4 protein-coding genes are annotated in these 3,958 nt (G+C 41.2%); all 4 read left to right on the top strand.

Annotated features, from left to right (window positions below; genetic code table 11):
- The first annotated feature begins 368 nt into the window (after positions 1–368).
- Positions 369–1,712, top strand: a complete 1,344-nt coding sequence (gene metX, locus ACT3QP_RS14265; protein WP_444525967.1) for a homoserine O-acetyltransferase MetX — start codon at positions 369–371, stop codon at positions 1,710–1,712.
- Positions 1,709–2,326, top strand: coding sequence for a methionine biosynthesis protein MetW (gene metW, locus ACT3QP_RS14260; protein WP_444525966.1), 618 nt, complete (start codon positions 1,709–1,711; stop codon positions 2,324–2,326). The genes metX and metW overlap by 4 nt, the downstream gene beginning before the upstream one ends.
- A gap of 340 nt (positions 2,327–2,666) precedes the next feature.
- Positions 2,667–3,248 carry a tetratricopeptide repeat protein gene (locus ACT3QP_RS14255; RefSeq protein WP_444525965.1) on the top strand — a complete coding sequence of 194 codons (582 nt, stop codon included), beginning with the start codon at positions 2,667–2,669 and terminating at the stop codon, positions 3,246–3,248.
- Between the two features lie 275 nt (positions 3,249–3,523).
- Positions 3,524–3,958, top strand: a 435-nt coding sequence (locus ACT3QP_RS14250) for an AbiH family protein (protein WP_444525964.1), incomplete at its 3' end; no start/stop codon positions are given.

Raw genomic sequence — 3,958 nt, 5'->3', positions numbered from 1 at the left:
CAATGACGCTTTGTGCAATTGATATATAGTTGGTACGATTTAAAAGCGGTACAAGGCAACCGAGTGTGGATGTATATGTGATACTGTAAACAAGGTTAAGGCTATCACTTTTTTATAGGATATTACCTATATATTACTAAGTTCATCCGCAAAACAGATTGCATGGAGGTTGTACTCACTCGCGCATCACCATACAATAGGCAAGCATAACCATCAGGCACATTGCCATATTATTTTTACTTTATTAATGACAGTTGTCTTGCGAGGTAGCTTTGAACGCACGCCCTGATAATACCAGTGACCAATCCACGATAGATAAATCAGATACTACCAATTCAGCAGGCTCAGTAGGAATCGTCACGCCTCAAATGTTTCATTTCGCTGAACCATTGACCTTGGAGTGCAACCGTACTCTACCCTCTTTTGACCTGATTATTGAAACTTACGGCACGCTCAATCAAGACAAATCCAATGCTATTTTGATTTGTCATGCGTTGTCTGGCAGTCACCATGCCGCCGGTTTCCATAGTCCTGATGACAAAAAATCGGGCTGGTGGGACAATATGATTGGCCCCAATAAAGCGATTGATACCAATCAATTTTATGTAGTCTGTGTCAATAACATTGGCAGCTGTTTTGGTTCAACTGGCCCAACTTCTATTAATCCAGAAAGTATCAAGTCAGGTCATAGTGCCAATAGTAACGACAGCAACGACAGCAATGGCAGCAAGCCACAAGTTTATGGCCCTGATTTTCCACTCGTTACGATTAAAGACTGGGTAAAAACCCAAGCCATGCTGTCAGACCGTTTGGGTATCGATGTTTGGCACGCCATTGTTGGCGGTTCAATGGGTGGAATGCAAGCAATACAATGGTCTGTCGATTATCCAGATAGACTAAAACGATGCGTGGTCATTGCCAGCACACCTAAGTTGTCGGCGCAAAACATTGCCTTTAATGAAGTGGCGCGTCAATCTATATTGTCTGATCCTGACTTCAAAGATGGTCGCTACTTACAAGCAGGCACTTACCCTCGCCGTGGTCTGATATTGGCGCGCATGGTTGGTCACATCACCTATTTGACCGATGATGCGATGAAAGCCAAATTTGGCCGTGATTTAAAATCTGGCAAATTCATGTACGGCTATGATGTCGAGTTTCAAGTCGAGAGCTACTTGCGTTATCAGGGCGAGCGCTTTAGTGAAAATTTTGATGCCAATACTTACTTGCTAATGACCAAAGCCCTCGACTATTTTGACCCGACGCGCGGCTATGCCAGTGACTCAGATGAGCCCTCCCCTCTACCAAAGTCGATACAGACCACTGCATCTACTCTAAAAACAGCTGATATAGATAACACTGATAATGCAAAACGTTCAGATGCTGAAGATAATATTACAAATTCAGACAATGATATAAAACAAGCCCGCCACCAAGAACTAATGGCATTAAAAGCGGCTTTGGCGCATACCCAATGCCAATATTTAGTGGTATCGTTCACAACTGACTGGCGCTTTTCGCCAGAGCGTTCACAAGAAATAGTAGACGCATTGATGGCCACAGGAAAACCTGTCAACTATATCAATGTTGATGCACCGCATGGTCATGATTCTTTCTTATTTGATATTCCACGTTATATGGGTGCCGTTAAAGGGTTTCTGACCGCACCATTTATTTCTGGTAAAAGTACCGCCAAAGGAGAGCGCTCATGAGAATGGACCACCAATTGGCTGAGCGTTGGATTGCCCCGCAGTCGCATGTACTAGACTTAGGCTGTGGTAATGGTGAGCTACTCGCGCATTTACAACAGAGCCGCGGCGTAACTGGTTACGGGCTTGAAATTGATGAAGAAAAAATCAATGATGGCATCGCTAAAGGCTTGTCTATTATTGAGCAAGACCTTAACGATGGCTTAGCACGCTTCGCTGATAACAGTTTTGATACCGTGGTAATGGCACGTGCGCTACAGGCCGTTAAATCACCCGATGTGTTGTTGCTAGACATGTTACGAGTTGCCCGTGAAGCCGTGATTACCTTCCCTAACTTTGCCCATTGGCAAAACCGCCTGCATCTCGGTCTAAAAGGTATGATGCCTGTGTCAGAAGCATTACCCTATGAGTGGTTTGACACGCCAAACATACATCTATGTACGTTTAAAGACTTTGAGAAACTGTGTGCCAAACACGATATTCAAATTATCAATCGTTTTGCAGTGAGCGACTCGAACAAAGGTCACAGCCCATTAATGACCACTTTAATCAAACAAGCACCCAATTTATTGGCTGATGTGGCTATTTATAGGGTAACCAAACGTACATCGAGTTAGCACTCTACAGATATTTTTTTGTCTTTATGAATAAAAACTTTAGTATCTGATTAACTGTATGATTTTGTTACAAACAATATAGGGGTGATTGCCGTTAACTTAAGTAATTAATATTTGAGTTTCGTAAACTTGGGTGGTAAGCTAGCAAAATAGTGTTGGCGACCTCTCAATTTTGACCACTCATCGCTTTGATTAAGGTGGGCTGATACACAACTATCTATTATATTGCTAACGATTAGGTAAGTTTATACTGCAAATGCTGCCTAATGGTTCTCACCGTCTAAATCCTTTTAGCGGTGCAACTTTATTTGCTTATTAACTGCCTAGTTTTGGAGCTGCTATGAAATTATTAAAAGCTGCGTTGTTTACTGCCTTGTTTTCTTGTGCAGGTCTTGCCAACGCTGAGTTAATATCAAACGTACCACTTGATACGTCACGTTTTGAGCTGATGCCTATCAGTGAATTATCTAGCCGTGCGGCTCAAGGTAACGATCACGCCCAATTTTATCTAGCCAAGCGTTTACAGAAAGGTGAAGGCGTTGAACAAAACACCCAACAAGCCATCCAATGGTACACCAAAGCAGCTGAACAAGGCGTCGCTCCTGCTCAGTTGAATTTGGCTATTATGTATCTGCGCGGTGAAGGCGTTAAACCAAATCTCCAACAAGCCCGTGTTTGGTTAGAAAAAGCCGCCATGCGTGGTGATAACCGTGCCAGCTATACGCTTGCTTTGTTAGATGAAAAACAAGAGAACCTTGTTGATGCTTATAAATGGTACGACTTGGCTGCCCGTGATGGTATGTTAGATGAAAAAGTCCGTACTAAAGCACGTGGCAAAATCGGTCAGTTGGCGTTGAACTTATCAAGCTCAGACATCGCTAGCGCTCGTAGCCAAGCGGATACTTGGTTCCAGAGTAAGTAAACGCTAATTTTTGCTTTACGCAGTAAATTCAAAAAAGCTCAGTATTTTACTGGGCTTTTTTTTGTCTAGAAAACATGATTATTATACCATTCACAAGAATACGATTAGCTGTGTCAAAATCGCTTAGCCTACAACGTGTAGTGCTTGCACTCTTTTTCCTTGCTACTCTAATTTTTGTGAATGGTATTACTTCGCTAAAAGACAAATTAGCGTACTAAAACTTGTTATTATCAGAATAGTATTTTTCAACATATAGTAATTGTAAGGGCAGCATTATGAGTGGAACGGCTAAAATACTTATTTTAGGCAATGGCTTTGACTTAGCCCATTTCTTGCCTACCAAATATGACCACTTTATGCATGCCATGCGTAATGTGGAAAATTATGATAAAGATACTCCAATGACTTTTCAGGAGTTATATACAGACTTGATAAGTAATGAAAGTTACTTCTTTGAGAATACTATCAGATTGTATAAAACTGAAGACGCTACCTTACCGTTAGAGGAAATTAAAGAGCTTCAAGATAGATTGAATAAGAATGGTTGGTTTCAATACTTTAAAAGCTATATTGATAGTGGTATTGAAACATGGATAGACTTTGAAAATGAGATGGAGACAGTGTTAGATGCTGTCTGTTATATAATATCGGAGATAGAAAAAAATATAGAACACCTTCAGCGTCTTCCAAGTGTTGATAGTTTAATTTTA

Origin of the sequence: Psychrobacter sp. AOP7-B1-24 (assembly GCF_052376215.1) — a bacterium.
Lineage (GTDB): Bacteria > Pseudomonadota > Gammaproteobacteria > Pseudomonadales > Moraxellaceae > Psychrobacter.
Note: the sequence above shows the minus strand (reverse complement) of the source record. Positions and strands in the feature narration are given on the sequence as shown.

Excerpts from the sequence above, each read along its gene's own strand:
- metX (WP_444525967.1), top strand. The coding sequence starts at position 369 with ATGTTTCATTTCGCTGAACCATTGACCTTGGAGTGCAACCGTACTCTA.
- ACT3QP_RS14255 (WP_444525965.1), top strand. The coding sequence starts at position 2,667 with ATGAAATTATTAAAAGCTGCGTTGTTTACTGCCTTGTTTTCTTGTGCA.
- metW (WP_444525966.1), top strand. The coding sequence starts at position 1,709 with ATGAGAATGGACCACCAATTGGCTGAGCGTTGGATTGCCCCGCAGTCG.